This window comes from Colwellia sp. M166, assembly GCF_024585285.1.
Lineage (GTDB): Bacteria > Pseudomonadota > Gammaproteobacteria > Enterobacterales > Alteromonadaceae > Cognaticolwellia.
In genome coordinates this window covers 4,219,195-4,245,072 of sequence record NZ_CP040755.1, presented here as the reverse complement: position 1 = coordinate 4,245,072, position 25,878 = coordinate 4,219,195, and the positions used below count along the sequence as shown (strand labels likewise).

At 39.1% G+C, this 25,878-nt stretch carries 25 protein-coding genes and 1 tRNA gene; 10 read left to right on the top strand and 16 right to left on the bottom strand.

Features of this window, described 5'->3' with window-relative positions:
• The 8 genes from pheS to thrS form a co-directional block, all read right to left on the bottom strand.
• The gene (gene pheS / locus FGD67_RS19160) at positions 1-981 is read right to left on the bottom strand and encodes a phenylalanine--tRNA ligase subunit alpha (protein WP_077284683.1); all 981 of its coding nucleotides are present in this window, start codon (positions 979-981) and stop codon (positions 1-3) included.
• A 652-nt stretch (positions 982-1,633) separates the two neighbouring features.
• Positions 1,634-2,926: an ammonium transporter gene (locus FGD67_RS19155; RefSeq protein ID WP_257172632.1), complete on the bottom strand. Its 1,293-nt coding sequence runs from the start codon at positions 2,924-2,926 to the stop codon at positions 1,634-1,636.
• A 74-nt stretch (positions 2,927-3,000) separates the two neighbouring features.
• Positions 3,001-3,339, bottom strand: coding sequence for a P-II family nitrogen regulator (glnK, locus tag FGD67_RS19150; RefSeq protein WP_257172631.1), 339 nt, complete (start codon positions 3,337-3,339; stop codon positions 3,001-3,003).
• 355 nt (positions 3,340-3,694) lie between these two features.
• The gene (locus tag FGD67_RS19145; RefSeq protein WP_257172630.1) at positions 3,695-4,798 is read right to left on the bottom strand and encodes a phosphoribosylaminoimidazolesuccinocarboxamide synthase; all 1,104 of its coding nucleotides are present in this window, start codon (positions 4,796-4,798) and stop codon (positions 3,695-3,697) included.
• Positions 4,799-5,057: 259 nt separating this feature from the next.
• Complete coding sequence (gene rplT, locus FGD67_RS19140; protein ID WP_077284679.1) at positions 5,058-5,414, bottom strand: 50S ribosomal protein L20; 357 nt, start codon at positions 5,412-5,414, stop codon at positions 5,058-5,060.
• A gap of 15 nt (positions 5,415-5,429) precedes the next feature.
• Positions 5,430-5,624 (bottom strand): 50S ribosomal protein L35, encoded by a 195-nt coding sequence (gene rpmI, locus FGD67_RS19135; RefSeq protein ID WP_257172629.1) that lies wholly within the window; start codon positions 5,622-5,624, stop codon positions 5,430-5,432.
• Between the two features lie 180 nt (positions 5,625-5,804).
• Positions 5,805-6,359 carry a translation initiation factor IF-3 gene (gene infC, locus FGD67_RS19130; RefSeq protein ID WP_085330060.1) on the bottom strand — a complete coding sequence of 185 codons (555 nt, stop codon included), beginning with the start codon at positions 6,357-6,359 and terminating at the stop codon, positions 5,805-5,807.
• A 92-nt stretch (positions 6,360-6,451) separates the two neighbouring features.
• Positions 6,452-8,362, bottom strand: a complete 1,911-nt coding sequence (gene thrS / locus FGD67_RS19125) for a threonine--tRNA ligase (protein WP_257172628.1) — start codon at positions 8,360-8,362, stop codon at positions 6,452-6,454.
• Positions 8,363-8,592: 230 nt separating this feature from the next.
• Here thrS and FGD67_RS19120 point away from each other — a divergent pair, with 230 nt between their 5' ends.
• Positions 8,593-9,306 carry an START domain-containing protein gene (locus FGD67_RS19120; protein ID WP_257172627.1) on the top strand — a complete coding sequence of 238 codons (714 nt, stop codon included), beginning with the start codon at positions 8,593-8,595 and terminating at the stop codon, positions 9,304-9,306.
• Between the two features lie 90 nt (positions 9,307-9,396).
• Here the strand turns inward: FGD67_RS19120 and secF are convergent, their stop codons facing one another.
• The 4 genes from secF to FGD67_RS19100 all read right to left on the bottom strand — a co-directional run bounded on the left by secF (position 9,397) and on the right by FGD67_RS19100 (position 14,553).
• The gene (gene secF, locus FGD67_RS19115) at positions 9,397-10,317 is read right to left on the bottom strand and encodes a protein translocase subunit SecF (RefSeq protein WP_257172626.1); all 921 of its coding nucleotides are present in this window, start codon (positions 10,315-10,317) and stop codon (positions 9,397-9,399) included.
• Positions 10,314-12,146: a protein translocase subunit SecD gene (gene secD, locus FGD67_RS19110; protein WP_257172625.1), complete on the bottom strand. Its 1,833-nt coding sequence runs from the start codon at positions 12,144-12,146 to the stop codon at positions 10,314-10,316. The genes secF and secD overlap by 4 nt, the downstream gene beginning before the upstream one ends.
• Before the next feature lie 166 nt (positions 12,147-12,312).
• Positions 12,313-12,729 (bottom strand): hypothetical protein, encoded by a 417-nt coding sequence (locus FGD67_RS19105; RefSeq protein ID WP_257172624.1) that lies wholly within the window; start codon positions 12,727-12,729, stop codon positions 12,313-12,315.
• A 174-nt stretch (positions 12,730-12,903) separates the two neighbouring features.
• Complete coding sequence (locus FGD67_RS19100; RefSeq protein ID WP_257175165.1) at positions 12,904-14,553, bottom strand: NAD(P)/FAD-dependent oxidoreductase; 1,650 nt, start codon at positions 14,551-14,553, stop codon at positions 12,904-12,906.
• A 194-nt stretch (positions 14,554-14,747) separates the two neighbouring features.
• Here FGD67_RS19100 and fdxA point away from each other — a divergent pair, with 194 nt between their 5' ends.
• Both fdxA and FGD67_RS19090 read left to right on the top strand, forming a co-directional pair.
• On the top strand, positions 14,748-15,080 hold the full coding sequence (gene fdxA / locus FGD67_RS19095) for a ferredoxin FdxA (RefSeq protein ID WP_257172623.1): 333 nt from the start codon (positions 14,748-14,750) through the stop codon (positions 15,078-15,080).
• A 132-nt stretch (positions 15,081-15,212) separates the two neighbouring features.
• Positions 15,213-15,419, top strand: a complete 207-nt coding sequence (locus tag FGD67_RS19090) for a CPXCG motif-containing cysteine-rich protein (RefSeq protein ID WP_257172622.1) — start codon at positions 15,213-15,215, stop codon at positions 15,417-15,419.
• Positions 15,420-15,531: 112 nt separating this feature from the next.
• On the opposite strand, the gene FGD67_RS19085 is transcribed toward FGD67_RS19090, so the two are convergent.
• Complete coding sequence (locus FGD67_RS19085; RefSeq protein WP_257172621.1) at positions 15,532-16,149, bottom strand: riboflavin synthase subunit alpha; 618 nt, start codon at positions 16,147-16,149, stop codon at positions 15,532-15,534.
• 108 nt (positions 16,150-16,257) lie between these two features.
• On the opposite strand from FGD67_RS19085, the gene FGD67_RS19080 reads away from it, so the two are divergent.
• From FGD67_RS19080 to FGD67_RS19055, 7 genes are all read left to right on the top strand, one after another.
• Positions 16,258-17,601 carry an MATE family efflux transporter gene (locus FGD67_RS19080; protein WP_373567802.1) on the top strand — a complete coding sequence of 448 codons (1,344 nt, stop codon included), beginning with the start codon at positions 16,258-16,260 and terminating at the stop codon, positions 17,599-17,601.
• 171 nt (positions 17,602-17,772) lie between these two features.
• Positions 17,773-17,849, top strand: a tRNA-Val gene (locus FGD67_RS19075).
• A gap of 148 nt (positions 17,850-17,997) precedes the next feature.
• The gene (locus FGD67_RS19070) at positions 17,998-19,251 is read left to right on the top strand and encodes a leucine-rich repeat-containing protein kinase family protein (RefSeq protein ID WP_257172620.1); all 1,254 of its coding nucleotides are present in this window, start codon (positions 17,998-18,000) and stop codon (positions 19,249-19,251) included.
• Positions 19,252-19,374: 123 nt separating this feature from the next.
• Positions 19,375-19,665: a DUF2947 family protein gene (locus tag FGD67_RS21850; protein WP_306556767.1), complete on the top strand. Its 291-nt coding sequence runs from the start codon at positions 19,375-19,377 to the stop codon at positions 19,663-19,665.
• Complete coding sequence (locus tag FGD67_RS21845; RefSeq protein WP_306556766.1) at positions 19,622-19,852, top strand: DUF2947 family protein; 231 nt, start codon at positions 19,622-19,624, stop codon at positions 19,850-19,852. The genes FGD67_RS21850 and FGD67_RS21845 overlap by 44 nt, the downstream gene beginning before the upstream one ends.
• A 95-nt stretch (positions 19,853-19,947) precedes the next feature.
• Positions 19,948-20,181: a hypothetical protein gene (locus FGD67_RS19060; RefSeq protein ID WP_257172619.1), complete on the top strand. Its 234-nt coding sequence runs from the start codon at positions 19,948-19,950 to the stop codon at positions 20,179-20,181.
• A gap of 228 nt (positions 20,182-20,409) precedes the next feature.
• On the top strand, positions 20,410-21,024 hold the full coding sequence (locus FGD67_RS19055; protein WP_257172618.1) for a MarC family protein: 615 nt from the start codon (positions 20,410-20,412) through the stop codon (positions 21,022-21,024).
• Positions 21,025-21,100: 76 nt separating this feature from the next.
• On the opposite strand, the gene FGD67_RS19050 is transcribed toward FGD67_RS19055, so the two are convergent.
• From FGD67_RS19050 to FGD67_RS19040, 3 genes are all read right to left on the bottom strand, one after another.
• The gene (locus FGD67_RS19050; protein ID WP_257172617.1) at positions 21,101-21,730 is read right to left on the bottom strand and encodes a hypothetical protein; all 630 of its coding nucleotides are present in this window, start codon (positions 21,728-21,730) and stop codon (positions 21,101-21,103) included.
• Positions 21,731-22,098: 368 nt separating this feature from the next.
• Positions 22,099-23,178, bottom strand: a complete 1,080-nt coding sequence (locus tag FGD67_RS19045) for an AI-2E family transporter (protein ID WP_257172616.1) — start codon at positions 23,176-23,178, stop codon at positions 22,099-22,101.
• Positions 23,179-23,295: 117 nt separating this feature from the next.
• Positions 23,296-25,878: an ABC transporter permease gene (locus FGD67_RS19040; protein ID WP_257172615.1), complete on the bottom strand. Its 2,583-nt coding sequence runs from the start codon at positions 25,876-25,878 to the stop codon at positions 23,296-23,298.

The following is a 25,878-nucleotide window of genomic DNA, read 5'->3' as shown; positions in this document are numbered from 1 at the left end:
CTACTTGAACTGTTTTAAGAAGCGAAGATCATTTTCAAAGAATGAACGTAAGTCATTTACGCCGTAACGTAACATGGTTAAACGTTCAACCCCCATACCGAAGGCAAAACCAGTATAAACTTCAGGATCAATGCCGACACTGCGCAGTACATTAGGATGCACCATGCCACAGCCCAATACTTCTAACCATTTGCCGTTTTTACCCATAATATCAACTTCTGCAGAAGGTTCTGTAAATGGGAAATACGATGGACGGAAGCGAATTTCTACTTCTTCTTCAAAAAAGTGATGTAAGAAGTCATGCAACACCCCTTTTAAGTGCGTAAAACTCACGTCTTTATCAACCATTAAGCCTTCCACTTGGTGGAACATTGGCGTATGCGTTTGGTCGTAGTCATTACGGTAAACTTTACCTGGCGAGATGATACGCAAAGGTGGTTGTTCTTTTTCCATGGTACGAATTTGCACACCCGAGGTTTGTGTACGTAAAACCAATTTAGGATTAAAGTAAAATGTATCGTGGTCTTGACGCGCTGGATGGTGCTCAGGAATATTCAAGGCATCAAAGTTATGAAAGTCATCCTCAACTTCAGGGCCTTGTTTCACAGAGAAACCTAAATCACCAAAAAAGCTTTCAATACGCTCAATAGTGCGCGTCACTGGATGTAAACCGCCTAATTCATCACCACGACCGGGTAATGTAACGTCAATAGATTCTGCGGCAAGTTGTTGCTTGATAACTTCGGCACGTAATAACTCACCACGCTCAGTTAGCAGCTTTTGTACCTGCTGTTTAGCGATGTTAATCACTTGACCCGCTTTGGGCTTTTCTTCTTTTGGTAACTTGCTCAGGCCTTTCATTTGTTCAGTGAACAAACCTTTTTTTCCTAAGAAGTTAACGCGAACTTGGTCAAGTTCTACAGGATCAGTTGCCGCCGCAATAGCTTGTTCTGCCTGCAATATAATATCGTCTAAATTCATGAGTTCCTCTAAAGCGTGTTCAAAGCGCCCATATTTCTTAGTATTTAACTATAGGGCATTAACATCGGCCTAATTTGGCCTTTAGCTAGACTTTTTCGATTAATAAAATGGTGAATGATTTTACACAAAAAATTACTGATAAAGTAGGGTAAATCTACGTTTTTCAACAAAAAGTTAATGTCTGTAATTTTTACTTTTATAAAACTAGGTGATTTTTCAGCTTATGATGGCTTAAATATTAATAAAATGACAAAAACCTATACCCGCTCCACTTCAAAATGCAGATTTCAGCAAGTCGATAACGGGTTAGCACCAAGGCATTGATTGAAGACGAAACCCTGGGTGGTGAAGGTAGAGCGAAGCAGGATGCCAGAGCCGAGAATAGTTATTCTATTATCGAAATCAATAACGCTGGAGATGACTCGTTATCGGCTTGCCCGCAGGGAGCTATGCTAGAAAATTAGTCCTGCGTTGCAGTACTTGATAAGTGAGAGACCATTATCGACGTATCGCGCCTTGATCAGAATGCCTAGCTTAGCGCTGAAGTTGCATCTTGAAGTGGTACGGGTATATTACGTTAAACATAAAAAAGGCTTCTATTATCGAAGCCTTTCTTTACGCAAAACACAGGTTTAAAAGATAGTATTAGCGCCTATAGGTTATAACCCACCTCATCATGCTCTATTAAATCTAAACCGGTAATTTCCTGCTCTTTTGACACCCGTAAACCTTTAGTCATAAAGCCGACTAATTTAAATAACAAATAAGAGACAACCGCGGTATAAAGAATAGTTGAACCGATACCAATTAACTGCACAGTAACTTGCCCTAACATAGTACTAATACCTTCAGCATAGCCAAAACCACTAAAGGCACCTAGCTCTGTCGAGGCAAAAACACCGGCTAATAAAGTTCCCAATATACCGCCGATACCATGGACAGGAAAAACATCTAAAGAGTCATCAATTTTAAGTTTTTGCTTAATATAAACCGTTGAGTAAAAACAAACGATACCGGCTGAAACACCAATAATTAAAGCGCCACCAGGTCCAACAAAGCCTGATGCTGGCGTAATAGTACCTAAGCCCGCAACCATACCAGTAACGGCACCTAAAACACTGGCTTTACCAAATTTTTTCCACTCAATTGCCGCCCAAGTCAATGCCCCTGCTGATGCAGACAAATGTGTCACTATCATTGCCATAGCGGCGTCACCATTAGCGGCCAAGGCACTACCACCATTAAAACCAAACCAACCAACCCAGAGCATACCCGCACCGGTTACTGTCATTGTCAGGTTATGTGGCAACATTGGCGTTCGTGGAAAACCATGGCGAGGCCCTAACACTACCGCAGCAACTAATGCAGCAACACCGGCGGTAATATGGACAACAATACCACCGGCAAAATCATATACGCCCATTTGTGCTAACCAGCCACCACCCCAAACCCAATGAGTTACGGGAGCATAAACAACGAGTAGCCATAAACCTGAAAACAGTAAAACTGCAGAAAACTTCATTCTTTCAGCATAAGCACCAATAATTAAAGCAGGCGTGATCACCGCAAAGGTCATTTGAAAAAGCACAAATAAACTTTCAGGAATATCACCAGCAAGGGTTTCTTTGGTCATTCCTACCATTAACACTTTACTGAAATCACCAATCCAAGCATTGCCTTCACCAAACGCTAAACTGTAACCCACAATGAACCATAAAATGGATGAAAGTCCAGCAATAGCAAAACATTGCATTAAAATTGATAGGATATTTTTTCGACGAACTAAGCCGCCATAAAATAAGGCTAAACCCGGTAAGGTCATTAATAGCACCAACGCGGTAGCCGTTAATATCCAAGCAGTATTAGCACCATTAAGCGCTGGCTCGGCAGCAAAACTTGGCAGAGAAAAAGTTAACGCCAACAGTGTGATTAATATTTTATTCATTTTACATTCACTATTAAAATTTTTAGGCTAAGTGTACAGAATTAAATTGCCGGTTTTCGAGTAACAGTACTTAATTAAATGGCATCATCATCTGCTTCACCGGTTCGAATACGCATAACACTTTCAATATCAGTAACAAATATTTTGCCATCACCAATTTTTCCAGTATGTGCTGAGCTAATAATGGTCTCTACAACTCGTTCAGCAAAATCATCTTTCACAGCAATTTCGAATTTAATTTTTGGCAGAAAATCAACTGAATACTCAGCACCACGATAAAGCTCAGTATGGCCCTTTTGACGACCAAAACCCTTCACCTCTGTTACTGTCATACCATCAATGCCAATTTCACTTAATGCTTCACGAACATCATCCATTTTGAAGGGTTTAATAATTGCTGTGACTAATTTCATTCGCTCACCTTTAGTGCATTTGTTATCAATTAAATTGTAAAATTCATTATTTATAATATTACTAAGCACCATTTATACCCAAAATAAAAAGAATATTAAATTCAACAACCTACACACAAATCAAGGCATTAACCAACGCAGCAAAGCACCATAACAGTGCAATTGAGCGCTAGATTAGTGCGATATTGGTGCAAGACAATCCAGTCGCATCAAAAGAGCGCAGCGATTAATAGATGATAAAAGCAGCTTACTTGAGCAGCCGCTTATAAACCAAAGAAAGCAATTTTATTACCGATATAAAAAAGCCCCGCAATAGCGAGGCTGTTTATAGTCAGTAACGGTTAGTCTTTAGTGTCTAATCAATCAGCTGATATTCAGTACGTAAAATATCAATGATCTCTTGCTTCGGGTTACTCGATAAAACAATCGCTTTTCCGGTAATTTTTTCAGCGATAGCAAGATAAGTTTCAGATAATGACATTAGCACTGCTGCAGGTAACTCATTGTCACGGGCCAATGCTTCACGTTCAATCATGCGGTCTTTATTTAATAAGATATCGGGATCTGGGAAGTGACTCAGCAATAGTTGGCGGAAACCTTCTTTCGAATTCTCAACAATATTGCCCAATCTATACTGCGCACCATCCCAAATACGTGATGAATCAGGTGTGCCCACTTCATCCATATAGATAAGTTTGTCATTGCCGTTACGGTCTTTGACATAACCAAACTCAAACTTAGTATCGACAAAAATTTGCTCCAGTTTAGCTAACGCAGCTGAGATAACATCAAAACCTTCGGTTAGTAGCTTTTCATATAAGGCAATATCGTCAATTGCTTTGAAGTTAAAAGCAGTAAAATTATCGACAATATTCTGACGAGTAATATTGACATCATCAACCGCTGGCACACCAGGAATTCCCGGTAAAATGCCTTTAGTTGACGGGGTTTGTAGCAATGTTGGTAATTTACTATCTTTTTCAAGACCATCGGCTAATTGAATACCACAAAACTCTCGTTCACCCTTAGCGTACGAACGCCACATTGAACCGGTAATATATTGACGACAAATAGCTTCAATCATTACCGGCTTAGCTTTTTGTACTATCCACACAAAAGGGTGTGGTATATCAAGAATATGACTATCAGCTAAGCCTTGCTCTTTAAATAATTTAAACCAATGATTAGAAATGGCATTTAATGCTGCGCCTTTACCTGGCACACCTTTCATGCCACCTTCACCATGCCAAATGCAATCAAAAGCTGAAATACGGTCACTGATCACCATGATGGCTAACGGTGTATCGAGTGCAACATCATAGCTTTTTTCTTTAATTAGGCGTTGGCTGTCCGCAGGGGTTAACCAATAAACAGAACGTACCTTGCCACTATGAACAGCGATATCAGTACGGATAGGCAAATCATTATTTACCGCTAAAATTTGTTCAGCAACACTCATAATAAAACCTTCAAATTAAATTTAAACTAATTGTAGCGAATATCATCTTTGCTATTTACAACAGGAAGTAAAATAGTATTCGCTAAAATTAACAGTTAACTATTTTAAACCATTAATACGAAGGAATTTAGTTTAATTTCAAGGTTAAAGATTAGTGAGTACTTTAAAACGCTGAAAGTGAACTAAAGAACAAGTAAGAATGATTAAAAAAAGAAAAGGACGCCTAGGGCGTCCTTATCTCAATACAAATATCTCAAACTTATGCTAAAGAAGCTTGTGCTTTTTCAACTAAGAATGTGAAAGCTGCTTTATCGTATACTGCGATGTCAGCTAGGATCTTACGATCGATTTCAATAGAAGCCTTTTTAAGACCATTAATGAAACGGCTGTAAGATAAACCATTTTGACGAGCTGCCGCGTTAATACGAGCAATCCAAAGTTGACGGAATTGACGCTTACGTTGACGACGGTCACGGTATGCGTATTGGCCAGCTTTAGTTACAGCTTGGAAAGCAACGCGATAAACGCGACTACGAGCACCGTAGTAACCTTTAGCTTGCTTTAGAACCTTCTTGTGACGTGCACGTGCTTGTACACCACGTTTTACTCTTGCCATTTTCTATCTCTCCTATTAACCGTGACGTAAAAGTTTTTTAACTGACTTTATGTCAGAAGCAGCAATCATGCATTTCGCACGAAGATGACGCTTAACTTTAGTACGGCGTTTAGTCAAGATATGACGAAGACCGGCTTGTTTAAATTTATAGCCTGTGGCTGTCGGTTTAAAGCGCTTTGCAGCACCTTTATTGGTTTTCATTTTAGGCATGTTAATAACTCCGCATTGTTATGCCAAATTTAAAGTAAACTAGGCGAGAGTTTCTTAGCGCTTAGCAATTAAGCTAAGATATTGAACTCTACTTGTAGGCCTTGTTTACCAGCTTAAAGATAATAGCGGTGAGCTAATTATTTCAAGAAATAATTAGCTACTTGTCAAACCGGGTATTATCTATTTTTTAGGGGCTAGAACCATCACCATTTGACGCCCTTCCGCTCTACGAGGGAAAAACTCGACTACAGTCAATTCTTCTAAATCGTTTTTAACACGAGTTAAAATTTCAAGACCAAGTTCTTGGTGGGCCATTTCACGGCCACGGAAACGTAATGTTACCTTGACCTTGTCGCCGCCTTCTAAAAAGCGTTTCAGGTTGCGTAGTTTGACCTGATAATCGCCTTCATCTGTTCCAGGACGGAATTTAATTTCCTTAACCTGTATTTGTTTCTGGTTTTTACGCTGCTCTTTCTGTTCTTTCGCTTTTTCATAGATAAACTTGCCGTAATCCATAACGCGAAGAACAGGAGGTTTTGCTGTTGGGCTGATTTCTACAAGATCTACACCTGCATCTTCAGCTTGATCCATTGCTTCATCTAATGTGACGATACCACCAGGCTCTCCGTCATATTTAATCAAACGAACTTCATTGCCTGCAATACCTGTGATTAACTCATTTAAACGATGTGCTGGCTCTTTTTGCCCGCCACGTTGTCCACCTTTAATAGCCATGTTCCTCCAAAGAACGTTGTGACCAAGTAAGCATTAATTTTTTAGCTTACTTGGGTTAAATAATAATGTTGCGTGTTTAGTCAAAAAAGTGCTTAGCGACGAGTCTTCACTTCATCCGATAATTTAGCAATAAAATCGTCAACCGACATTGTTCCTAAATCTTCACCACTTCGAGTTCGTATTGAAATTTCACCGGTTTCCATTTCTTTATCACCGACAACTAACAAATACGGAACACGCTTTAAAGTATGCTCGCGGATTTTAAAGCCTATCTTCTCATTTCTCAAGTCTAGTTTTGCTCTAAATCCACTTTCTTTTAGTTTTTTAACAACTTTTTCACAATATTGACCTTGTTTGTCGGTAATATTCATCACAGTTGCTTGAATTGGCGATAACCACGTTGGAAATTTGCCGGTGTACTCTTCGATCAAAATACCAATAAAACGTTCAAGTGAACCTAAAATAGCACGATGGATCATCACCGGAATGTATCTTTCGTTGTCTTCACCAACATAAGTTGCGCCTAAACGCTCTGGCAAAGCAAAATCGAGTTGCACAGTACCACATTGCCAAGCACGTCCCAAACAATCCATTAAAGTAAATTCAATCTTAGGACCGTAAAATGCACCTTCGCCCGGTAAATATTCAAATTTAATATCACTGTCAGTTAATGCTTGCGCTAAACCTGCTTCAGCTTTATCCCAGATTTCGTCACTACCAATACGATTTTCTGGGCGTGTAGAAAGTTTAACAATAATGTCTTCAAAGCCAAATGAGCCATAAACGTCATAGACCATTTCGATACACTTGGTTACTTCCGCTTGAACTTGAGATTCCATACAGAAAATATGGGCATCATCTTGCGTAAAACCACGAACGCGCATTAAACCATGTAAAGAACCCGATGGCTCATTACGATGACAACAGCCAAATTCAGCAATACGTAACGGTAAATCACGGTAAGATTTTAACCCTTGGTTAAATATCTGCACATGACCCGGACAGTTCATTGGTTTTATTGCGTATTCACGCTTTTCAGATTCAGTGGTAAACATGCCATCAGCATATTTGTCCCAGTGACCTGATTTTTCCCAAAGGCTGCGATCCATCATCATTGGTGCTTTAACTTCGTCGTAATCATATTCGTGTAGTTTTTCACGAATGAATTTTTCTAACTCAGTATAAATAGTCCAACCATCGTTATGCCAAAACACCATGCCGGGTGCTTCTTCTTGCCAATGGAAAAGATCTAAGGTTTTACCAATTTTACGGTGATCACGTTTTTCAGCTTCCGCTAATCGTACTATATAAGCTTTTAATTGTTTTTTATCTGCCCATGCTGTGCCGTATACACGCTGCAACATTTTATTATCTGAATTGCCACGCCAATAAGCGCCAGCAACTTTCATCAATTTAAAATGATGACAATGACGCATGCTAGGTACATGAGGACCACGACACATATCGATATATTCTTGATGATGATAAAGTGCTGGTGTATCAGACTTATCAATATTTTCATCAAGAATTTCTAATTTATAACTTTCGCCACGTTCAGTGAACGCATCATAAGCGTCTTGCCATGTACCTGTTTTCTTAATCACTTCGTAGCCAGTTCGCGCAAGTTCTGTCATGCGTTTTTCTAGCTTAACTAAATCGTCTTCGGTAATTGACTCTTCTAAGTCAACATCATAATAAAAACCATTATCGATCGTTGGGCCAATCGCCATTTTGGTGTTAGGCCATAATTGCTTAATAGCATGGCCTAACAAATGTGCACAAGAATGACGAATGATCTCTAAACCTTCACTATCTTTGCTGGTAATAAGTTGCAGCGCCGCATCTTCTTTAATTAATTCACAAGCATCGACCAATTCACCATTAATACGACCAGCGATGGTGGCTTTAGCCAAACCAGGACCAATATCAAGGGCAACGTCCATCACAGAAACAGCTTGTTCAAAAGTGCGTTGACTACCGTCGGGAAGCGTAATTACAGGCATGTATTTTCCTTTGTTCAGTGGCGACACACACTAAGTGCCGCTTGAATATTATAATAATTTTTATAACAACATTATTGATTATTAAGCAATTAATGACGCTATATAATGCTAAATTCGATATTATATCGTCTGGCTACTAACGCAATAAACTATAAATAGTGTTCATTGCGTTAAACCGAGCACGGAATATAGGGTAATTTGCCTTAATTTGCAACGACAAGGCGAGTATATTGAGCAAGCAAACTAAAAAAACATCTGCTGTAACAACCCTATGGCTTTTAACAACGTTACTGAGCTTATATTCAGTGTCGAGCTTGGCAGTAAAAAGCACACCTCAAAGTATGGATAAAAGCAAACATGAAGCTTGGCAAGTATGGCGCCAAGACGCCGAGCTCAAGGTCAGTTATCGTGCTAGCCAATATGACGACTTAATTGAAATAAAAGCACAAGCGCAACTTGCCTCTAGTTTGGCTGGTTTTATTTATTTTATTGAAGACTTAAGCCTATTACCTCATTGGCTCGACAATGCTGAATCGGCAAAGGTTATTAATCAAATAGCCCTTAACGAAAATATATTTATTACCCGCTTTAAAGGGTTATGGCCAGTTTCTGCCCGCGAAATGGTGGTGTATTCTCATTATTGGCAAAACAATGATTTGTCAGTTGAAATTGCCGTAAAAGACGCTAGTGATAGCATTACTGCCACCAAAAATACCGTTCGTATGCAAGTCATTAAAGCACACTGGCAGATAGTCCCGACAAAAGTTAACCAAATAAAGATTAATTACCAATTTATTGTCGACCCTAAAGGTAATATTCCGCAATGGCTCACCAAACCTATGACTCTCAATGGCATTTGGACAACACTCAATAATATTAGAGAGCAACTACCACACAGTCAGTGGCAACAAAAAAGCCGAATAGATATTCAAGAGTTACGCTAAGCCTTATTGCTATTTCAACTTTTATTCCGTAGCAGTAAAGGTCGTGTGCCTATACAATTACAGGCACACTAGCATTAGCCTAAGACCCTTTTATGGTAACGGGCAAAGCTCTTGCTCTTTTTGGTTATAATAATCTGCTGACAAGCCGAGTAATTGCGGCACGGTTGCTGAAATGGTAATAGATGAAAACGTACCAACTAAAACGCCTGAGAACAGCGCCATAGCAAAACCTGCTAATGACTCACCAGCAAAAATCCATACCGCTAATATTGTTGCCAACGTGGTTCCCGAGGTGATCAATGTTCGCACTATGGTAGATTTTATTGCCAAGTTAACAATACTCTCAACGCTCTGTTGATTATTCCTTTTCATAATTTCACGTATTTTATCGCCGACAATAATAGAGTCATTTAATGAGTAACCTATAATAGCGAGTAAACTGGCCACTATGGTTAAATCAAAAGGAATATCAAACCAAGCAAAAATTCCCAACACGATAATAACGTCATGACAAAGCGCGATAACCGAACCTGCAGCTAAACGCCATTCAAATCTAAATGAAAGATAAAGTAATATCATTACCACCGAGGTAATTAACGCTAAGCCTCCTTGGTTAATTAATTCATCACCGACTTGGCTACCAATATAAATTGAATCTAGTGGTGTGATGGTTAACTCACTTTGCTCAGAAAAATCGCTCAGCCATGCTTTTCCTTTCAAGCTTAGCTCGTTATCTGCTTGTTGAACGCTCCAGTGCCTGCCATTTTCAGCTGATTTCAAACTAAAACTGTCAGGTAGATATGAGCTTAACAATGTTTCCATATTTTGCTGGGTAAGTGACTCTTGTGTAGTGAACTCGGTCAAATAGCCGCCGGTAAAGTCTAAGCCTAAATTAAGTCCTTTACTGAATATGCCCAACAAAGAAAAAATAACCAGCGCAGTAGCGAAATACAAACTGATAAGGCGAAATTTACTTAAGGTTTCATGTTGTTTTAAAAAAAGCTTGTTCATAATTTTACTCCAAGTAACTGAGACTTGTTTTCACGGATCACTAAATTAGTTAAGGCTTTTGAGACAAAAACACCGGTAAACATGCTGGTTAAAATGCCTAAGCAGAGAATAATTGCAAAGCCTTTTACCGCGCCATAGCCGATAGCATATAAAATGATGCCGGTGATCATTGTGGTAATGTTGGCGTCTAAAATAGTAGAAAAAGCATTTTTATAGCCGCTTTCAATAGCAAAAAGCACTTTACGGCCGCGCTTTAATTCTTCTTTTATCCTTTCAAATATCAACACGTTAGTATCAACAGCCATACCAACGGTAAGTACCAAACCAGCAATGCCCGGCAAGGTTAGTACGGTGCCTGGCAGCAACGACATCAAACCAAGTAAGCTAATTAAGTTTAATCCCAAGGCAGCATTGGCGATAAGCCCCAAACTGCGATACCAAATAAACATAAAGAGTAAAGTAATACCAATACCTATAGTTAACGCTTTGATACCGTTATCTATATTGTCCACACCTAATGTTGCTTCAATACTACGTTGCTGCACTATGGTTACCGGGGCGGTTAATGAACCTGCACGTAACAATAACGCGAGTTCTTGCGCCTCTTGTGGGCTCGACATATTGGTGATACTAAATTGTGCGCCCAAATGCTGTTGAATAGTGGCAACATTAATCACTTTGCTTTTTTTCACCATTTCATCATTTGCATTTCGATAAAACTCAGAAAATACCGTTACCATAGGTTTGCCAATATTTTGTTTAGAAAACATTGACATTTTTTTGCCACCCACCCCATCTAAAGTTAGATTAACTAATGGCATGCCCATTTCGTCTTGGCCTGAGCGGGCATTTTTAATATGGCTACCGGAAAACACCACTTGGCTATTCATTCTAAGCTGACGACCCGTTTTGTCTGTCATTTGCGTTATACCAACCGCATTAGAGTTCTCAGCCAATTGATAAAAGTCTAACGAAGCAGTAGCACCAATGATTCTTTTTGCTTCTTCTGGATCATGTACACCCGGCAGTTCAATACGGATCCTATTTTTGCCCTGTTTTTGTGTCACCGCCTCGGTAATGCCAAGCTCTTCTATACGACCACGCATGGTTTTCAGCGTTTGGCTCATGGTTTCTTGACGAAATTTAACTTGTTCTGTTGCTGAATAAGCCAAAACAACTTGGTTATTGTTAACCTTGCTTTGTGTTAATTCCGGATAGCTTTGATCAATTTTTGTTAATAATTTTTCAACAGCACCTTGCTTTGCAGCGGAGAAACCGAAAGTAATGGTGTAATTATTTGGCTGAGATACGTTACTCAAGCGAAGACGCTCCGTAATCGCTAAAGATTTCACGTCTAATGCAATGCCTTTCAATTTATCAAACAATGCTCGTTCGGTATCGACATCAAGGACAAATAACACGCCGCCACTTAAATCTAAACCGAGTTTTATCGGCTCACCATGAAACACTTTCAACCAAGCAGGCGTGTTGTTTTCTATCGAACTTTCAATCGTATAATTTTCAGAAAACTGTTTTGTTAATAGTTTTTCAATGGCGGCTTGATCCGCTTTACTTGCTAAAGTAATCGTGGTGCTTTCTGCCGATGCTCTGATCTCATCGATAGTTAGCTTGTGCTTAGCTAATACTCGATTAATTTCTTGAGCAGATATTGGCACACTTTGACTGTTGTGGCTTACTAGCTGAACCGTAAATTTATCAGAATATAAATTAGGTAAAGCACTAATAACCATAAATAGTAATACAAATATAATGACAATATTTTGCCATTTAGCCTTTTTAACCGGCTTGGTGTTACGTGAATTCATCATAAAATCTCTACATAAAAATCCACCGAAAATTGCTATAACTCAATTGAGATTAAGCAAATACGGCAAGTAACTGATAACTAATGATCAGTATTAAAAAACGCAAATAATTGATTTTTAAAGCTCAGAAAATACCTTGGGGCATTTACATGGAGCAAGAGTGGATGAATTAACTGTGGTAAATGGTACGTGATGAATATAGGGAGTTGCCGTCTTTCCAGCCGGAAAGTCGAGACGAATTTTTACTATGGCTTAATTGTTCGTACCAAGGTGTAATTAATGGCGGATTGGCTAAGTTTTTAAATAGCCCAGCGGTGAGTTTAATTTTAAAAAACTCAACCACTAAAAAGTATTCTGGAGTACTTTGTATTTCTGTGTTGAACAATGACGCGTTAAAACCATTGGTTCTCGGTAAGTTATATAAAACCTCAGGTTCATCTGTGTCTAAAGAAACTGTTTTTTGCTCTATTTGCGTAACGATTTTATCTATTGCAGCGTTATCATGAAAAAGTTCTGCGATCGGCAAAGCGCTAGCGGTTTTAGCTAGTACTAATAAAAATAACATCACTGTTAATTTACGCCACATGAACAAAGAACACTCCTTTAAGGTAAACAAAGATATAAGGGACTTTATTAACTTTTCAATAGCTCGAATTAACTTTTTATTTACGGTGAGTTAATTCGAGCAGGGAGTTTGAACTAGCTTGGAAATAAAAACAACTAAAACAACTAAAACAAACTCACAGCGCGATATTTTTTATTACGATTGATAACTTTTAAGCATTGAAAGCGCCATCGCCTCAGCGACTTTTATACCATCAATACCGGCAGACAAAATACCGCCTGCATAACCTGCACCTTCACCAGCAGGATATAAGCCTTTACTGTTGATACTTTCTAAGCTTTCTTTATCACGGGTAATATTAATCGGTGACGATGTACGCGTTTCAACCGCGGTTAAGGTTGCATCTGCCATTGAAAAGCCTTTGATTTTACGCTCAAATGCCGGCAATGCTTCACGAATAGCTTCAATAGCATAAGCCGGTAACGTTTCGCTTAAATCACAGTATTTTACCCCTGGTTTATATGACGGCTCTACAGCGCCATGCTCGCCACTTTTGCGCCCTGCAAGAAAATCACCCACAAGTTGCACAGGCGCATCATAGTTTTCGCCGCCAAGTTTGAAAGCAGTTTCTTCAAGACGACGCTGAAATTCAATACCGGCAAGCACATTATCTTTACTGCCGTTTTCATCATAATCTTCCGGCGATATACCCACGACAATAGCACTGTTAGCATTGCGTTCGTGGCGTGAGTATTGGCTCATGCCATTAGTCACTAAACGCCCTTCTTCTGAAGCTGCTGCAACCACCGTACCGCCAGGACACATACAAAAACTATAAACAGAACGACCATTTTTACAATGATGTACCAACTTATAATCCGCTGCACCTAAAATAGGGTGACCAGCACTTTTACCAAAACGGGCATCATCAATCACCGATTGCTCATGCTCGATTCTAAAACCGACTGAAAATGGCTTAGCTTTAATAAACACGCCTTTTTCATGCAGCATAGTAAAAGTATCACGCGCACTGTGACCAATCGCAAGCGCAATATGCTTAGTTTTTAACACTTCACCCGTAGCCAACGTTAAGCCCGTGACTTGCATGTTGTTGCTATCGTCATCTATTTTTTCAAAATGGATATCGTCAACACGTTGTTCAAAACGCACTTCACCACCCAAACGGTTTATTTCAGCGCGCATTTGCTCAACCATAGTGACCAACTTAAAAGTACCGATATGAGGTTTACTGACATACAATATTTCATCAGGTGCGCCAGCATCAACAAATTCATGTAACACTTTGCGGCTATAATGTTTAGGGTCTTTTACTTGGCTGTAGAGCTTGCCGTCAGAAAAGGTGCCGGCACCACCTTCACCAAACTGCACATTCGATTCAGTATTAAGAATTTTTTTACGCCAAAAACCAAAGGTATCTTTAGTACGTTGACGTACTTCTTTACCGCGCTCTAAAATTATCGGCTTAAAGCCCATTTGCGCTAACAGCAAACCAGCAAATAAACCACAAGGCCCCATACCAATAACCACTGGACGCTCGGTTAAATTCTCTGGTGCTTGGCCAACAAATTTATAGCTGGTGTCAGGACTGGCTTTAATATTTTGATTTTTAGCATGCTCAGCAATCAGTTCGGCATTTTTTGTTGTATCGACATCTAAGGTATAGATCAAAATAATATTGTTTTTTTTACGCGCATCGTAGCCACGCTTAAACATTGAAAAACTTGTTAGCTGCTCAGCGGTGATGTTTAATGTTGCAAGAATAGCTTGCTCTAATTCTTCAGGTTGATGATTTAGTGGTAATTTGACGTTAGTTAAACGCAACATATAATGTATCCAAAGCGAGACTAGGGTAAAAATTTTTGCCATTTTACCTGATAGTACTAGCGATACCAAATACTAAACCTGAACAATACAAAAACAATAATTGAATTTGCTAGTAAGCTAGGTATGATCGGCGCTTTCATCGCAGCAGTGCGAGTCGATTTAAGATCTCAACAAGATAAAATGAGCAAAATATAATGGCCTTTGTAGTTACTGATAACTGTATTCAATGCAAATACACTGATTGTGTCGCGGTATGCCCTGCTGATGCTTTTCATCAAGGACCCAATTTTTTAGTCATTAACCCTGAGTCATGCATTGATTGCGACCTATGCCCAGTTGAATGCCCAGCAGAGGCTATTTACCAAGAAGATGAAGTACCAGAAAACCAAAAAGACTTTATCGAGCTTAACGCTGAATTAGCAAAACTATGGCCTGTGATCACCGAAGTTATACCCGCGCCAGAAGATGCCGAGCAATGGGACGGCGTACCAAATAAAATTAACCACCTGATCACCGATCTCGATTAATACCAAGTTAATACCCTTGATTAGCAAAGGCATTAGTGATTATCGCTACGCTTTATAGCTTAAAATTCGCACTTTGCTTAAAAATGTCCATACTGAAAATACCGTTCATCAAGTGAGTATTTAGGAGGCAACATGCCCCATAAACTTAAAGAGCAACGTATTGAATGTCCAAACTGTGGTCACAACATCCGTGTCAGCTTAGACGCTAGCGAAGGTGATCAAGATTACTACGATGAATGTCCCGCCTGTTGTATGGAAATACATTTGAATTTACATATTGATGAATACAATCAAAAAATTCAACTGGCGGTTGCAAGTGACGATGAGCAAGTATTTTAAACGCCTTACAGGCATCATCACTAAACAAACCTTGTAGCTTGTAGCTTGTAGACAGCAATATATTGACATAATAGATATGTTAGGGCGTTTAATAGCATTACTCAAATGAATGCTAGCGTAAATTCATTCGCTCAATGGTTTGTACTATGGTCATGGTTTGCTGATCAAATTCAATGTTAACCTTATCGCCAATAACCACCTGTTGTAAATTGGTACGAGATAAGGTTTCAGGGATCAAATGCACCGAAAATAAATCACTAACTTCCGCGCCAAGCGTTAAACTAATACCATTGATACTAATAAAGCCTTTAGCAAAGATATATTTTTGATACTCTGGCGCTAAACTAAAGCTGAGTGTGCAATTATCTTTGCTGTCAATTCGTTCGATAACAACAGCTTGAGTATGAACATGACCACTGAGCATATGGCCACCAATTTCATCGCCAACTTTCAAAGAACGCTCAACATTAACTTGTGTCCCTAAAGCAATATTTGCCAGATTAGATACCCGTAATGTTTCATCAATAACATCAAAACTGATAAAGCTTTTATCCGATGTCAAATGACCAAACTCAACCGCGGTTAAACAAACACCATTAATAGCAACGCTGGCCCCTATTTCAAGCTGTTCAATTAAGCGATTTTCCAAGGATACTTTTAAGCTTATCGCATTATTTTTACTAATTATCGCAATTACTTCAGCTTGTGATTGCACTATACCTGTAAACATATATCATCCAGATAAATAACTTTATTTTTGCTATCTTAGCAAGAAAAACCTAATGATATAATTGCCTTGATGAACATTAATCGCTTTTTTTCCAATAGTAAAAACCTAATGAAATTGGCTTACCCAATTTTAATTGCTCAATTGATCCAAAATTTAATGGGCTTTGCTGACACCGTTATGGCCGGCCGTGTTAGCGCTACTGATATGGCAGCCGTTGCTGTTGCCAGTAGTGTTTGGTTGCCATTGATTTTAACCATTTCAGGCTTGGTTATGGCACTGGCAAGTATTATTTCGCAATTGTCTGGCGCTAAACAATTTGATGACGTAGCAAAAGCAAGTTATCAAACCGCCTGGATAGCCGTCTTCTTTTCAATTGTCATCATTATTGCCTACTACATCGCCACACCTTTATTAATAAACTCAATCGCTCTAGAGCCTGAGCTAAAACATCTGATGTTCGACTATTTGGGTTACATAGTTTGGGGTGGTCCAGGTTATTGTCTTTACTTGGTATTACGTAACTACTCTGAAGGTTTGTCTTTTACTCGCCCAACCATGATCATCAGTATCTTGGGCTTATTAATTAACATCCCCGCTAACTACATATTTATTTATGGTGAATTCGGTATGCCAGCACTTGGCGGTGCGGGCTGCGGTATTGCAACAGCCATAGTGTACTGGGTGATGTTTGCTGGCATGCTGGCTTATACGTATTTTTCAAAGCACTTAAAACAGGCGCCGCTGTTTAAAAAATTCTATTGGCCTGATTGGGCAGCAATGAAAATTATTCTAGCTTTAGGCATGCCAATTGCATTTTCATTACTTTTTGAAGTCAGCTTATTTGCTGCCGTCGCGATAATATTAGCGCCATTTGGTGCTAATGTAGTTGCAAGCCATCAAATAGCGATTAACTTCTCAGGACTTGTTTTTATGGTGCCACTCAGTTTAGCCATGGCAGTAACAATAAAGGTTGGCTTTGAAGTGGGTAATAAAAAGTTAGAAAATGCTAAAGAACTTTGTCGGTATTCTGTCATATTAGGATTAATTATTGCTGTTGCAACAGCAGCCTTAACGTTACTGTTTAGCACACAAATAGCCGCCATTTACACCACGGATACAGAGGTACTTGAACTTGCTGCTAGCTTAATGTTTTTGGCCGCTCTATTTCAATTTTCAGATGCGATACAGGTTATTTCAGCAGGCGCATTACGTGGCTATAAAGATACAAAATCTATTCTGTATATTACTTTTTTCTCTTACTGGGTTGTTGGCTTATCACTGGGGTTGATATTAGGCCTAACCGACTGGATAGTGCCAGCAACAGGCCCTTATGGTTTTTGGGTTGGTTTTATATCAGGTTTAACCGTTGCTGCTGTATTACTAGCTTGGCGTTTAAAAGTAGTGCAACAACGCCTCGATCAACAAATCGCGGTAGAGGCCTCAGTGTCATAAACCCATGTTCATGCGATTTATTAGGCTATTTGCAGTTTAAATGCACAACAATAACGACAACTGCTGAATTAATCAGCAGTTGCATAGTATTTTAAATAAAATCACTTGCACTTAATAAAACAGATCGCTAACATAGCGCCTCGTTGAGTTGCTCAACGTTTGTAGTAAAAAGCTCGCTTAGCTCAGTTGGTTAGAGTACTTGCATGACATGCAAGGTGTCACTGGTTCGAGTCCAGTAGCGAGCACCAAATTAGGGTTCATTAAGAACCCAGAAAGAACCCGAAAAGCCTTTATTAAAAGTTTCTCGGGTTTTTTTGCGTCTAAAATTCATCTTAAAAAGTGTTTAATCACTTGCTAGTATTCCCAATTAAAATTTTAATAACAGTAGGTTAGTAAATGCATACATTATCTCAGTTAAAGTCTGGAGAACTAGCAGGTATCACACGTTTAAAAATATCTGAAAATTTAACCTGCTTCCCGGTAGAGATTTTGTCATTAGCTGATAGCTTAGAAATTCTAGACTTATCAGATAACCAATTAACCGCGCTACCAAACGAACTTGTTAAGCTAAAAAAACTGAAAATAATTTTCGCCTCAAATAACCTTTTTACTGCCCTGCCAGAAGTACTAGGTGGTTGTGAAAATTTAGAGATGGTTGGCTTTAAGTCGAACCAAATTAAGCACGTACCTGCTGATGCTTTACCCGCGAAATTACGTTGGTTGATATTAACCGACAACTGCATTGAAACGTTGCCTGACAGTTTAGGTGAACGCCCAAGATTACAAAAACTGGCATTAGCAGGCAATAAGTTAACGGCCCTACCCTTAACTTTAGCTCAGTCAGTTAACCTTGAATTAGTGCGTATTTCAGCGAATAACTTAACTGAATGTCCAACACAGTTACTTAGCTTACCTAAGCTTGCTTGGTTTGCCTTTTCAGGTAATCCTTTTAGCCACGCAGAACTTAATATCGTATCAGTGCCATCGCTCAAAGCATCAAGTTTTGCCTTACACAATGTGCTAGGGCAAGGGGCTTCAGGGGTTATTTCAAGAGCAACGTGGCATGAAGCCCAAACAGAATATCCTCATGAAGTGGCCGTTAAAGTTTTTAAAGGCTCGGTGACCAGTGACGGTTATCCAAAAGACGAATTACAAGCATGCTTAAAAACCGGCAGTCATAAAAACATCGTTCGCTCTTTAGCACAAGTTAATGAGAACGGTTATTTAGCCTTAATTATGGTTTTAATACCCGAGCATTTTAAAAACTTAGGCTTACCGCCAACGTTCGATACTTGCACACGTGATACTTTTCCGAGCGGATTTACTTTAAAGGTTAACGACATTGATAAAATAATCACGCAAATGGAAGCTGTATTCGAACACTTACATAGCAATCAAGTTTGTCATGGCGATTTATATGCACATAACACCTTATTTGATGATAACGCTAATATCATTTTTGGCGACTTTGGTGCAGCAACTATGTATCACATGTTAGATAACGCTCAGCAGGCATTAGTGAAAAATATTGAGCGCAGAGCATTAAATTACTTCATTAAAGATTTATTAACTATTTGCCATCAACAAGATCAACATAGCCCAATGTTTAGGGCGATTGAACAAAAAATTAGTCGTAACAATGCAAGTTAACACGCATTAAATCATAATAACCTAGCCTGTCGTTTTATTTTAACAGCGCTAATGTCGAAATTATTAATGAGTTATCACTTACCCTTGTTATAATGTCACGACGCAAATTTTATAGAAGACATCATGAACTACATCTCAATTGACGAATTAAAAAACGCTTGGATATTCAAGCATAAAAGCCTGCCGATTAAGATAGGTGATAAACGAATGATAAAGCCTATGGCAACAAGCCGCGCCAAAATGCTTTGGGATGGCAATATTAGTAAACAGGTTGATCATCCTGACTTCTTTAAAAAAGGTGATTGGCCAGAAAACAGTAAAAATTGGACAGATAATGGCAAATGGGAAAGCATATGGGATAGCGACGATAGTGCTTTTACCCGAGCAAATATTAGCCCATTTAGCATGGGATAATAATACCGTAGTTTATTATTGCAGTGCTCGTGATAACGTTATCGAAACAACGTGGGCGGTATTCAAGCGTTGTTGGAAAAACTTTTTGTTCATGGATGACGGTGCTATTTTAATTGCTAAAAAACGCAAAGAAACCGCACAGTTTCTTTCAACCGGTTATTTTAAAGTAGGCCACAAACCGATATAAACACTGATTAAGATATTATTAAGCGTATTTATACTGTATTGATATCTCTGATTAATTAACTGTAATGCTTTATTGGGAATATTTAGGTCAACACTATGTCGAACTCTATGCCATTAGAAAAAATATTTATTATTATGGCCATCATACTCGGCTTAGGCTCAGCCGTTGATTTAGCCTACTCTATAATAAGCTTAGATTTCGCATTCGCTGAGCTATTACGGTGCTTGTTAAATATTATTATTGCGGTGTTTTTATATCGATACTTTAAGAAAAAACAGCAAGCTAAAATATCCTTAACTACAAAAAATGAGCAAAGTATCATTAATTAAAACACCAGTTAAAGCATGATTGCTTAAAACATCATCAGCGACTAAGTTTGGCGATTACCAACAACCATAACGCTAAAGCCATTATCAGCATTTGATACATCAATATTTATCTAAGCGATAACACATCAACGCAACGTGACCAGCGAGTTTTTGGCTCACATTCGAATAAGTTTTCAAATATATTGGGCAGAGACTTTTTGACTTTCAGCTTTATGGAGTAAGCATTTAATGATAGATATTTTAGCTGTTTTTATTACTTTTTTTGCCGTTATAGACCCAATCGGCACGGTACCAGTTTTCATCGCTGTAACCGATCAATATGACCAAAAAACCAAGCGCCGCATTGCTTTATTATCTACCATTGTTTCAATGTGCGTATTATTGTTTTTTGTTGTTGTGGGTGAATTTGTACTCAAAGCGCTATCAATTCCGTTGCCTGCATTTCAAATATCAGGCGGTATTATATTATTCCTCTTCGCGTTAAATATGATCTTTGGCGACAGCAAACCTGAAGAAGAAATAAGATTATTAGATCAATCTCATAAAGATACTGCGGTTTTCCCACTTGCTGTACCTTCAATTGCAAGCCCTGGTGCAATGTTAGCAGCCGTTTTACTCACTAAAAATTCGGTATACAGTATTTGGGAGCAAATACAAACAGCGGCGGTGATGCTGTCAGTGTTAGTGATAACTTATCTCTTAATGCTGCTAGCGGGCTCTATTAATAAAATTATAGGCAGCAGTGGCGCTAGTGTCATAAGTCGAGTGATGGGGTTAATACTTGCCTCTGTTGCAACGACAAACATTCTTGTAGGTTTCAGTGAATATTATAGTGTTCAGTAAGTATAACTAACGCATATCTTACTCAAGCGCTCTTCATTTTTCTTGAGGGGCGTTAGCAAACAAACTTATCAATATCTTAAAACACGAGCGACAACTTGACGCCAGCAAATGCTTGATTCTCAGCTTTCCAATATTCACCATCAATTTGTCTTAAACGCGTAAAGGCTTCAATCTGTACGTGCTCAAATTTAATTCCAGCGCCAACGCCAACATAACCATCAATATTGTTAGCGTCATCATAACGACGCCGATTACTCACCACAAAATTGTTGTCGTCATCAGCTGAGTAAATACGGTAGTCATCATCTTCATCACGATCTTGAAGTACTAATTCAGCTAAATCAAAACCAACTTCTGCATAGGCAAAGACATCGGAAAAATAGCCTACTTTCAATCCAGCTTCCCATGCTAAATAGTCATGTTTAATATTATCTCGGTCGGTAACATCGCCATGACCAATGGAGGTTAAAACAGAAATACCAAAGTTTGAATCTCGATTGGTTAGCCACATTTCAGCGCCAATACCCGAAATATGATCCTCGTCATTAACTTCATTTTTAATAAAAAAGCCAAACCTAGGGCTTTCGTATGCTTTAGCATTAAATATGGAAAGAAATAACAGCATAAAGAGCAAAGTCAATAATAAAGCAAACCTCACTTTACTTCCCCTGCTGTACTTACGGTAATGTTGCGTTAATATCGACATTGTAGTGCATACTCTTTGAAGTGCTTAATACCGTAAGCTTAAGTAAAATAACTGTTTAATTCAGTAGCCAAACTGTCAGTTAAAGCATAATTAATGTCAGAAAATGTAAGAAGCGATATAGCAAACAAGAGTTGTATAGCAAGAATAAGCATGGGGTAAATACAGACTCATCTGAACAAACTCAATTTTTATGAGCTTATAAAACCATGATGTAACGATGAAAAGTAGCTTGTAAATTAGCCATTATCAAATAGCCTACAATAACCCAAAGCAACAAATACTATGGGTCTATAGGCTCGTAAACTAGACGTTCATGATCTTGATTAAGGCTTTAAGCCTGTTCTTTAATAGCTTCGGCGCTAGGTATTTTAATCGTTTTTTGATACGACTTCGCTAGGCTGAACACTTGACGTTTCACCCGAATCTTCACTAGACAATAGCACCGCAAACCAACTCCCTTCTGCCGAGTTTTCTAAGGCAATTTTGATGATCATAGTCAAAGGGACTGACAACAACATGCCAACGGTACCTAATAACCACCCCCAAAAGATTAATGAAATAAACACCACTAAGGTTGAAAGCCCAAGACCTCGCCCTAAATAACGCGGTTCAACGACATTGCCCATCACAGTGTTAATGGTTAAATACCCTAAACCAATAAGACCTGCGGCGGCTGGCCCTAATTGTAAAACAGCTAATGACATTGCTGGTACAGCAGCGATAATTGAGCCAATATTTGGAATGTAATTAAGTAAAAAGGCTAACACGCCCCACAATAAGTAAAAATCTAAACCAAAGGCCCACAACATAGTTGAAACAATTATACCGGTGGCAATACTTACTAAGGTTTTTATCGCGAGGTAATTATTTACCGACGCTAAAAACTGATCGATTTGTTTTATGCGTGCTTGTGGGTCATCTAGTGCCAAATGTAATTTATGCGACACCGAAGAAGCTTCAAACAGCATAAAAATCACAGTAATGATAATTAGAAATAAATTCGCCATCACACCACCTAAGCCACTAAGCATATTCGCAGCTAAGCCCATAGCGGCTGAAGGATCAAAATATTCAATTAATAAGTCTGACGATATTTTAATATTGTAGGCATCAAGTTGCTGAGTTAACCAGACAAAATGCTCTTGAAGCTGTGCTCGGTATTCAGGAATAAGTTGCGATAACTCATTTAATGAATTACCGACCAGCCCAGCAAGCGACAGCGCTATTGAAACAAAAATTCCGATAACAAAAACAACCGCTACCGGTTTTGGTATTTTATAGTGCGCCGCCTTAACCACCAACGGATTACAAATAATGGCGATAAACGTCGATAGTAAAAATGGCACCAGTAAGGTTGCTGCGGTTTTTATACCGGCGAGTACCACGAATAATGCCGCGGTCACTAATAAAAACTTCACTGCGCCGTCAGTCTTACCTTGTAAAGCCATTTAATAAACCCTGAGTGTTATTTAATTTGATATAAGTGATTAAAACTATAAGCGATTATATAGCCATCAAGCCAGTTTTTCTTAAATCACGTATCATTATTTCTTGCTTATTGATCATTACATAGTGCGTCGAATCAAAGTAACGCTGGATAAATTAAGTAAACGCCAACAGCTCAGCATACCAATCAAACCGACAAAAAATGCGCCAGCCCCTACACCCACTAACCAATATTGAAAATGGAAACTACCAGACATATTAAAAACTTGGCTTTGTAGAATATAAACCGCTATTTCCATCCCTATGCTGGCCATTAAACCGGCGATAGCCCCTAAAGCAACAAACTCATATAACACACTATTACGCAATAATTTCCCGCTAGCACCTAAGGTTCTTAAAATGGCAAGCTCGCGCTCTCTTTCTTCCATACTGGCTTGTACTTGGGCAATTAACACTAAACTACCGGCCAGTACCACCAAAATAAGGATCAGCTGAATTGCCACTGAGACTTGCTCAATAATATTATTAAGCTGCGCCATAATAGCGGCAAAATCCATTAATGTAATGGTAGGAAAATCAGCCATAAAGCGATAAACCAAATCTCGGTCTTGCGCCGATATCGACCAAGCTGAAATTGAAGTCGTCGGAAATTTCTCAAGGACACTTTGATTAAAAACCATAATAAAGTTTAACTGACGACTTTGCCAATTTACTTCTCTGATACTGGTTACTGGCACAGTAAATTCGTCTGAACCTAAGGTAAAAGTTAAGTTATCTCCTAACTTTATCTCTAAACGTTCGGCTATGTTACTTTCAATGGATACTTGTGGTTTAGCTTCACCAACTTGCCACCACTGACCGGCAATTATTTCATTTTCTTCTGGTAATTCAGTGCGCCACGTTAAGCCAAGTTCTCGGCCCATGCCCTGCCTACTTTTTTTCTGTGCTGTTTTCTTAGTGGCTTGCTTTTCCTTGCTGGCAGATGTTGCTTCGCTTGGCTCTTGGTTGTCGTCCTTATCTTCATCGACGGTCTTTATGCCATTTATTGCCGATAAGCGACCACGATAAACATGATAAAAGCCTTGATTGGCAATATCATGCTGTTCAACAAACTGTTTTAGTGGTGCTATTTGCTCTTCGCTAATGTTGATCAAGTAATGGTTGGGGGTTCCTTCGGGAAACTGCTGTTCCCACTCCGACAATATTGAGCTTTTCATCACGGTAATTAATAGCAATAACTTAATGGCGATAGTAAAACTGACCAGTTGCACGCTGTTTTCGCTAGCGCGACGTTTTAAGTTAGCTAATGCCAAATGCCATGATTTACCGGCTTTAGTGCCAACACTGCGCCCAGCACTCATTAAGCCTCGACCAAACAGCAATAAAATAAAGGAGACAAAAACACCGCCGAGCAATAACGCTGCGCTCATCACTAGGTCTTGACTAAAAATAAACAATAACAGGAACAGCGCCAACAGTGGAGGCAGTTGATGCCAGCCAAATCGTGCCACTTTATTCTGGCTAAAACCACGAATAACATTTAATGGTGAACTTTGTACTAAGCTCATAATAGGATGAATAGCAAAGGCTATTGCACACAATAAACCGGTAAATATCGCGGTTAGAAACGGTACAAAGGTCAATGGCGCGTCTGCTAATGATAAGTAGCTTGCAATCGCATTAACGCCCAATAACATCAATCCATAGCCAACCACTAAGCCAGTTGCAATACTTAAGCAACTCAGTAAGGTCCAATGTAAACAATATAACTTTCTAACATGCGAAATTGACGCACCAAGTGCTTTAAATATTGAGACAGTAGACTGATGACGTTGGCCATAACGCCGACTTGCTACCGCTACCGCAACCGCTGCTAATACAATACCGAGCATACTAGCCAGTGATAGAAACTTCTCAGCCGTGTCGAGAATTCTCGATAACCTGTTTTGTGCAGCTTTGGCATCGTACCAACGCTGTGATTCATTAATTTGCGGTTTGATCCATGTTTCAAAGGTTTCAATGGCATCCGTTTCACCCGCAAATAAATATTTATAGGTTATCCGACTACCCGGCTGAATTAGCTCAGTTTTTGGCATATCGGCAATATTAAGGATCACCGTTGGGCCAGCAATAAAAGCACGATATGAACGATCGGGAATGTCAGTAACAATACCCGCAATGGTCAGCGGTGCTAAACCAATTTCAATAGTGTCCCCGATGTTAACATCTAAACGACTTAACACGCTGGGTTCAACCCAAGCAGTACCTAACTTAGGCGCACTGGCAATAATACTTTCAGTTTGTGTTAATGAGGTTTTTATTTTTAACTCACCGCGTAAAGGGTAAGTATCTGACACGGCGTCAAGTTCACTGAGCAACATATTGTCGCCAGCAAACACCATGGACTCAGTTTCAATTTTTCGAGCAGACTGTAATGCTAATGCTTGGCTTTTTTCGATAATGCTAGGGTCAATTTCCGACGACATTCTTAACACACGATCGGCGCCAATCGTATTGGTGCTATTAGCAACAATGGCGTGTTTAATTTGGCCCGAAAAACCGGTTAATGAAAATACCGTAGCAACGGCGAGTACGATAGCAAGAAAGATAATCGTTAATTCGCCGCGACGAAGTTCGTGGTGCAATAAACGTAATGACTGAGCAAACCACATTGGTGATGCTTTGGGGGTACGGTTACTCAT

Bases quoted from the DNA above. Each gene is read 5' to 3' on its own strand.
- pheS (WP_077284683.1), bottom strand. From the start codon at position 981: ATGAATTTAGACGATATTATATTGCAGGCAGAACAAGCTATTGCGGCG.
- FGD67_RS19155 (WP_257172632.1), bottom strand. From the start codon at position 2,926: ATGAATAAAATATTAATCACACTGTTGGCGTTAACTTTTTCTCTGCCA.
- glnK (WP_257172631.1), bottom strand. From the start codon at position 3,339: ATGAAATTAGTCACAGCAATTATTAAACCCTTCAAAATGGATGATGTT.
- FGD67_RS19145 (WP_257172630.1), bottom strand. From the start codon at position 4,798: ATGAGTGTTGCTGAACAAATTTTAGCGGTAAATAATGATTTGCCTATC.
- rplT (WP_077284679.1), bottom strand. From the start codon at position 5,414: ATGGCAAGAGTAAAACGTGGTGTACAAGCACGTGCACGTCACAAGAAG.
- rpmI (WP_257172629.1), bottom strand. From the start codon at position 5,624: ATGCCTAAAATGAAAACCAATAAAGGTGCTGCAAAGCGCTTTAAACCG.
- infC (WP_085330060.1), bottom strand. From the start codon at position 6,359: ATGGCTATTAAAGGTGGACAACGTGGCGGGCAAAAAGAGCCAGCACAT.
- thrS (WP_257172628.1), bottom strand. From the start codon at position 8,362: ATGCCTGTAATTACGCTTCCCGACGGTAGTCAACGCACTTTTGAACAA.
- secF (WP_257172626.1), bottom strand. From the start codon at position 10,317: ATGAACAAGCTTTTTTTAAAACAACATGAAACCTTAAGTAAATTTCGC.
- secD (WP_257172625.1), bottom strand. From the start codon at position 12,146: ATGATGAATTCACGTAACACCAAGCCGGTTAAAAAGGCTAAATGGCAA.
- FGD67_RS19105 (WP_257172624.1), bottom strand. From the start codon at position 12,729: ATGTGGCGTAAATTAACAGTGATGTTATTTTTATTAGTACTAGCTAAA.
- FGD67_RS19100 (WP_257175165.1), bottom strand. From the start codon at position 14,553: ATGTTGCGTTTAACTAACGTCAAATTACCACTAAATCATCAACCTGAA.
- fdxA (WP_257172623.1), top strand. From the start codon at position 14,748: ATGGCCTTTGTAGTTACTGATAACTGTATTCAATGCAAATACACTGAT.
- FGD67_RS19090 (WP_257172622.1), top strand. From the start codon at position 15,213: ATGCCCCATAAACTTAAAGAGCAACGTATTGAATGTCCAAACTGTGGT.
- FGD67_RS19085 (WP_257172621.1), bottom strand. From the start codon at position 16,149: ATGTTTACAGGTATAGTGCAATCACAAGCTGAAGTAATTGCGATAATT.
- FGD67_RS19080 (WP_373567802.1), top strand. From the start codon at position 16,258: ATGAAATTGGCTTACCCAATTTTAATTGCTCAATTGATCCAAAATTTA.
- FGD67_RS19070 (WP_257172620.1), top strand. From the start codon at position 17,998: ATGCATACATTATCTCAGTTAAAGTCTGGAGAACTAGCAGGTATCACA.
- FGD67_RS21850 (WP_306556767.1), top strand. From the start codon at position 19,375: ATGAACTACATCTCAATTGACGAATTAAAAAACGCTTGGATATTCAAG.
- FGD67_RS19060 (WP_257172619.1), top strand. From the start codon at position 19,948: ATGTCGAACTCTATGCCATTAGAAAAAATATTTATTATTATGGCCATC.
- FGD67_RS19055 (WP_257172618.1), top strand. From the start codon at position 20,410: ATGATAGATATTTTAGCTGTTTTTATTACTTTTTTTGCCGTTATAGAC.
- FGD67_RS19050 (WP_257172617.1), bottom strand. From the start codon at position 21,730: ATGTCGATATTAACGCAACATTACCGTAAGTACAGCAGGGGAAGTAAA.
- FGD67_RS19045 (WP_257172616.1), bottom strand. From the start codon at position 23,178: ATGGCTTTACAAGGTAAGACTGACGGCGCAGTGAAGTTTTTATTAGTG.
- FGD67_RS19040 (WP_257172615.1), bottom strand. From the start codon at position 25,878: ATGAGTAACCGTACCCCCAAAGCATCACCAATGTGGTTTGCTCAGTCA.